This window comes from Blautia sp. AF14-40, assembly GCF_003479665.1.
In the GTDB taxonomy this organism is placed as follows: domain Bacteria; phylum Bacillota; class Clostridia; order Lachnospirales; family Lachnospiraceae; genus Fusicatenibacter; species Fusicatenibacter saccharivorans.
In genome coordinates this window covers 195,294-201,405 of the sequence record NZ_QUHK01000005.1, presented here as the reverse complement: position 1 = coordinate 201,405, position 6,112 = coordinate 195,294, and the positions used below count along the sequence as shown (strand labels likewise).

Sequence of the window (6,112 nt, the reverse complement as noted above, 5' to 3'; positions counted from 1 at the left end):
CGCAAACTAAATATCATGTTGGAAAGAAAACCAACAAACTATGTACTGGATGCGGACATTAAAGGATTCTTCCAGCATCTCGACCATGAATGGATTATGCGTTTTATAGAATCAAAGATCAAAGACCCAAATATCCTCCGCCTTGTCAGAAGAATGCTGAAAGCAGGGATTATGAACAACTATGAGTTTGAAGAAACGGAAGAAGGAAGCGGACAGGGTTCTGAATACACATTGGGGTCAGACCCCATTAAAGATTACTAAAAAAGGGGAAGAAAGGATGTAGTTTTTAACTACATGACAACTATATACTATGATGCTATAATGGGATTAAAACAGGAAATGAGTTGGCATTGTACGATGAATCCGGTGGAAATAGAAAATACAGGGATACGCCGACAGGTGATAAAGGAAATTACTGATTTTACAAAAAAATATGATGTAAAAAAATTCTTCTCTTCGGATCAAGGCAAGAGGTGATTTTAAGCGTACGAGTGACATTGATTTAGCAGTGTCAGATGGAAAGTTTGATCGTTTTGCGCTTCATTAAAAATATGAAAAAAATATGAGACAGGAGGCGATTATAATGTACATATTCATACCATTTTTCTTTTTCATCTGGGGCGGTCTGACGGTGGCTTATTTTCATTTCGGATTTCAGCCAGAATGGCTTGCTACGATTCTGAATACGAGTTCCGCCGGCGACAGCGCAGCCAATGCTTTTATGCTCAGCACACGCGGTGGACTTTTTATCATCGGTGTCGGTGTTTTTTGCCTGATCTGGATTGTAGTTCGTCTTTGGCTTGGGATTGATAAATTCGAAGAACCTCAAGACTCTGGTTCTTTGCGCGAAGATATTGTGGAGATTTTTGACGCTTTGCTCACACCCATTCCCTCGTATGAAGAGGAGAAAGAAACAGATCCACTTAGCTTTGGTGCACTCTTCGATGAACTTTCCAGTACATCTTCCTCGGAGCCGGAATATCTGAGTGACAGTGATGGCAAAAGCGTTCGTATCACCGGCCGCGGTTCTGATGTTTTTTATCTGGAAAACGGTGATGTTGTCTATACTACAGACGGTCGTGATTTCTATACGACAGATGATGATGTGTATCATCACTATGAATGAAGCGGGCGTATTTGAAAGCAGTGGAGCAGTATGTTTGCCACATTGGGGTCTGCCCGTGCGTCCAGCAAAGGGTATATAGTCCGGTGGGTGGAAGCCCCATCAAATAAGCTGCTAACCACAGCATTTGAAGCGAGTCTTGAGTCTGCCGCGGCAACGCTGCAGGCTAAGCGTAGACAGCAAGGTAACAGGGATAGCTAGTGAGCGCCGAATCCCAAAAGAACCAGAGGGCCGACATCGTGGTCAGGATGGAAGGCAACATATGTACTTATCGTTACGGTGAGATTTTACATACCTCTGCGGCGTTGGCGGGAACTATTCATGTTACACAGGGAATATATATCAACTGGAGAGAACCTGCATTTTCTTTCTGAAGTGTGGACACATTGGGGTCTGACCCCCTTACGATTTTCTTAAAGAAAAAGGATCAGAAATAAAAGAATCCTGAAGTGCCAGCTTCAGGATTCTCAAGTCCGTTAAGGTGGACTATTCCGTTTGGGCTAGAGCGTGTTTGAAAAACATTTGATTTTGTTTATTTTAACCAAATTAGAATAGACGCGATGCATATGAAGCCCAGATAGGTAGCAGCCAGTTTGTCATAACGTGTGGCTATTCGGCGAAAGCCCTTGAGCTTGAGAAAATATTTTTCAACCAGGTGTCTTTCTTTATAGAGCCACCAATCGCAATGCCGTTCAAATTTAGCACCCTTTCTGGATGGAATCGTAGGCTCACCTCCACGTTCATAGATATAGTCCAGCAGCTGGTTACTGTCATACCCACGGTCTGCCAGTACATTGCTTCCCTCTATGTCAATATGCTCCAGCACAGGAATGGCGTAATTGATATCATTGCGCTGTCCTTCGCTGAGCATGACATACAAAGGATATCCATAGGCATCTACGGCCGCATGGATTTTTGTGCTGGCACCTCCCCGGCTGTGTCCAATCTCATTGGGAGGCCCCCTTTTTTTGCACCTGCACTATGCTGGTGCGCCTGTACGATGGAAGCGTCCAGGGACAATTCCTGGGGGGCAGCCTCCAGGCTTAAAAGTCGGAAGATATTATCGAGAATTCCGTCGTCAATCCATTTTCGAAAGCGGCTGTAAACGGTTTCCCAGGGACCATAGCGTTCTGGTAAGTCACGCCAGGGCGCACCACTGCGTGCAATCCAGATGATTCCATTAAGGATAGTACGGTTATTTTTGCGTGGACGACCCTGCTTCCCCGTATTTTCAGGAGGGAGTAAATCAACAATACGATTCCATTCATCATCAGTCAATTCATATCGCCGCAACATAATAAACACCCCTTTTTCTTTATTTTATCATGAAAAAGGGCATAAAAACATATGTTTTGTGCAATTTTTAATTTTCAAACACGCTCTAGTGCTGTCTGTCATTTCTGTCTAACCACTTGCAAATATAGTAGCCAACTACAGATGCCAATGCAGAAATAAGAAAAGCAATTATGTATTCCAAATAAGTCACCTCCCTCCGCTGGAAAGAGTCGAGGTGACATTGGGGGACAGACCCCGTGTGTAACATTTGGGTCAGACCCTATAAAGACGATGCGAAAATAAAATCACATATCATCCAGACTATTTCAACAGAAAGGAGTGGGTAAACATGTTTATTTGGATAATAGGCGGTTCTGAAATTTTGGCCATATTAATAATGATTTTGGCATGCATAGCAGGGGGAGTGGAAGTTGTTGGTCAAAGTCTTCCTTTGTTATCTGTGTTATTTATAATTAAAAGTATAGTTCAAGATATACTATATGGCTTTTTGAAAAATCATAAAAAATTTGTTCATGTTTTGATTTTTTTGATTATTGATTTAGTGAGAGTGTTTATATTCTTTTATACAGCCAATGTTTGCCTTGACACATATTTTTCGGGCACTGGTGTGAGGTATATAGATGGCATGTTTGGGTGTGTATTTTGGTTTATAATAGGTGGATTTATTTTTATTATGGGAGAGTTGGGTGGAATATTACATGGAATGAATGATAAATATAATATTATAGGTTTTGGTATGGATATTTTCTTTCATATTGTTTTTTTGTTGATGCTTATTTTGCTTAGTGTATTTTTCTATTGGTGATTCTAGCATAGGCGGGGTTATTTTACTTGACTTTGCAGACTATCTGATTTATTATACTCGTAAAGAAGTAACTTACGAGTTACTAACTCACGAGTATAATTATTGGAGGTGAGCAGATGAGTCAATTCTATTGCCGTGAGGATGAGCTGCGGAAACTGAATAAACGGTATGCAGGTGATAAGTTTGAGTGCATTGTCATCTACGGCAGACGGCGTGTTGGTAAAACGGCACTGATCAACGAGTTCTGCAAAGATAAGCCTACCATTTTCTTTTCTGCATTGAACACGACCGGAAAGGAAAATCTGGAAGCTCTCTCAAAGTCGATTATGAGTTTTGAGCGGCCGGATATGGAGTCTGCACCGGAGTTCAGGTCCTATGATGCAGCTTTGGATGAGCTGACAGCACTTTCAAAGGAAAAGAGGATTGTCTTTGTCATTGATGAGTATCCTTATCTTGCAAAAGCAAAACCAGCTATTTCAGCGATGCTGCAGCACATCATCGACCACAAATGGACAGAGTCCAAGATGTACCTGATTCTTTGCGGCTCCTCTATGAGCTTCATGGAGAGTCAGGTGCTTGGAAAGGAAAGTCCGTTGTATGGCAGACGTACTGGCCAGTTTAAGATTGAGCCGCTAGACTATAAAGAAACCGCTGTGTTCCACCCAAATCTGTCTGCAGAAGACAATTCCCTGATTTATGGGATCACGGGAGGAGTTCCCCACTATATCAATAAGTTGGATGTGCGAGATAATGTGGATGAAGCTCTGTTGGATAATTTCTTTGACCGCTCCAGCTATCTGTATGAGGAACCGGGGAACTTACTGAAGCAGGAACTCCGGGAGCCGGCCATTTATAATGCAATCATTAAAGCGATTGCAGAAGGTGCTTCCCGAATGAACGATATCAAGATGAAGGTCGGCGAGGAAAACTCGGTCGTATCGAAGTACCTGAAAACGCTGATCGACCTTGGCATTGCGAAGAAAGAAACACCGATTACAGAAAAACCGGGTAAGAAAACCATCTATCTGCTGGCTGATAACTTCTTCCGTTTCTGGTATCGGTTTGTGCCAATCAATATGAGTGCCATTGACTCTGGCAGAATTGCAAAGAACTATCCACACGCTGTAAAGCAGTATCTTCCTGATTACATGGGTCTAATTTATGAGAAGATGTGTCAGGATTACCTGCTCTATTATTCGGATAGCCTTCCTATTGAGCTGAGTGAAATCGGTCAGTGGTGGGGGACAGACCCGAAGAAGAAAAAGCAGATACAGATTGATATCGTCGGAACTCCTGTTGAGGGCAAAGACTATATCATCGGTTCATGCAAATACCGGAATGAGAAAATCGGTGTGGATGAACTCGATTTGATTCGGGATTATGCCTCAGTTTTTGGAAAGGGCAACAACTATCACTACTATATCTTCTCGAAAGGCGGATTCACAGATGGACTTCTTCAGGCACAAGAGCGAGGTGAAGTTCGGCTGATAACGCTGGAAGACCTTTACAAGTAAAAATTCTAATCAACCCTGCTGGTGAAAGCTGGCAGGGTATTTTTATACCCATTTTTAGTGGTGCTAGAATATAAATAGTACAAAGGATGTAGTTTTTAACTACATGACAACTATATACTATGATGTTATAATGGGATTAAAACAGCTATGACCACATAGGGGTCTGACACACTTACGATTTCTTAAGGGAGTATATTATGGACTTAAAAGTAAACATTAAAAATATCAAGAACATCAAAAAATGCGAATTAATATTGCCTATTGAAAAAGGTATTTATGGTTTGGTTGGTGCAAATGGTTGTGGGAAAAGTACAGTTTTATCTTGTGTTGCTCAGAGTGTTTTTTCATCAAGCTTAAATAACTTGAGCGAATTTGACTATGGAGAAGACTCTCTTGTCGAATTTACTTATGCAGGAAAGCGTACGCAATGGAAAAATAGTAATAATATATGGGGAACTGAGTGCAAGAAAGAAGAAAGAATTCATTTTAATGGGATGTATGAAGGAAGTTTGTTTTATGGAACAAGATTTGATGATTCATTAGTGGTTGATGACTTAGTAAAAAATGCAACAATTTCTTTAGATGATATTGTTGATGCGGATGCATATGTAAAAGAGCAGATGAGTTTTATTCTTCATGGCGATTTGAATCATTATGGAACATTAAAACGCATAAGAAACAAAAGAATTGCGCAGAAAGCAAATCTTAAAAATACGCCATATTTTCAAGAAATTAAGGGTAAACTTATAAGCCAATATAAAATGAGTTCTGGCGAATGTTTATTGGTTTCTTTATTACATTTTATTTATAACGCACTGATTCGAAGAAGTCTACCTGTGAATGAACCGGTGTTAATGCTAATTGATGAAATTGAATTAGCACTTCATCCTGTTGCTGTATCAAGATTAATTGACTTGTTGAATAATATTATTAAGGAACATGATAATCTTACTGTAGTATTGACTTCACATTCGCCAGAAGTGATTCGTAAAATTTCGCCTAATAATTTATTTATGATGGAGGTTGATGAAAAAGATACAATTGAATTTTATTCCCCTTGTTATCCGAGTTATGCGATTCGAGATGTATATATGCATTCTGGTTTCGACTATGTTATTTTGGTTGAAGATTTGCTTGCTAAATATGTTGTTGAAAAAGTTATACAACAGAGATCGCTTAATTCTGGAAAATTAATAAATGTTCTTCCAGTCGGTGGTTGGGAGAATGTTTTAAAATTCCAGATGATGGCGTATTCAACTAATACATTTGGGCTTGGGACAAAGTTGTTTAGTATTCTTGATGGAGATGTTAAAAATAATGCTAAGATAAAAAAAGATTATAAAAAATTACAAAAAATGTTTTTACCAATTAACA

General features: G+C 39.9%; 4 protein-coding genes and 2 pseudogenes. 5 read left to right on the top strand and 1 reads right to left on the bottom strand.

Annotated features, from left to right (window positions below):
• A pseudogene (locus DWW13_RS06200) lies at window positions 1–261 on the top strand (hypothetical protein); the annotation flags it as partial.
• A 322-nt stretch (window positions 262–583) separates the two neighbouring features.
• On the top strand, window positions 584–1,126 hold the full coding sequence (locus DWW13_RS06190; RefSeq protein WP_118719592.1) for a hypothetical protein: 543 nt from the start codon (window positions 584–586) through the stop codon (window positions 1,124–1,126).
• Between the two features lie 529 nt (window positions 1,127–1,655).
• On the opposite strand, the pseudogene DWW13_RS06185 reads toward DWW13_RS06190, so the two are convergent.
• Window positions 1,656–2,419, bottom strand: a pseudogene (locus DWW13_RS06185) (IS5 family transposase).
• 328 nt (window positions 2,420–2,747) lie between these two features.
• Here DWW13_RS06185 and DWW13_RS06180 point away from each other — a divergent pair.
• The 3 genes from DWW13_RS06180 to DWW13_RS06170 form a co-directional block, all read left to right on the top strand.
• The gene (locus DWW13_RS06180) at window positions 2,748–3,224 is read left to right on the top strand and encodes a hypothetical protein (protein ID WP_118719590.1); all 477 of its coding nucleotides are present in this window, start codon (window positions 2,748–2,750) and stop codon (window positions 3,222–3,224) included.
• Window positions 3,225–3,340: 116 nt separating this feature from the next.
• Window positions 3,341–4,738, top strand: a complete 1,398-nt coding sequence (locus DWW13_RS06175) for an ATP-binding protein (RefSeq protein ID WP_118719588.1) — start codon at window positions 3,341–3,343, stop codon at window positions 4,736–4,738.
• A 197-nt stretch (window positions 4,739–4,935) separates the two neighbouring features.
• Window positions 4,936–6,112: ATP-dependent nuclease (locus tag DWW13_RS06170; protein WP_199674836.1), on the top strand; the 1,177-nt coding region annotated here is incomplete at its 3' end.

Bases quoted from the DNA above. Each gene is read 5' to 3' on its own strand.
- DWW13_RS06190 (WP_118719592.1), top strand. From the start codon at position 584: ATGTACATATTCATACCATTTTTCTTTTTCATCTGGGGCGGTCTGACG.
- DWW13_RS06180 (WP_118719590.1), top strand. From the start codon at position 2,748: ATGTTTATTTGGATAATAGGCGGTTCTGAAATTTTGGCCATATTAATA.
- DWW13_RS06175 (WP_118719588.1), top strand. From the start codon at position 3,341: ATGAGTCAATTCTATTGCCGTGAGGATGAGCTGCGGAAACTGAATAAA.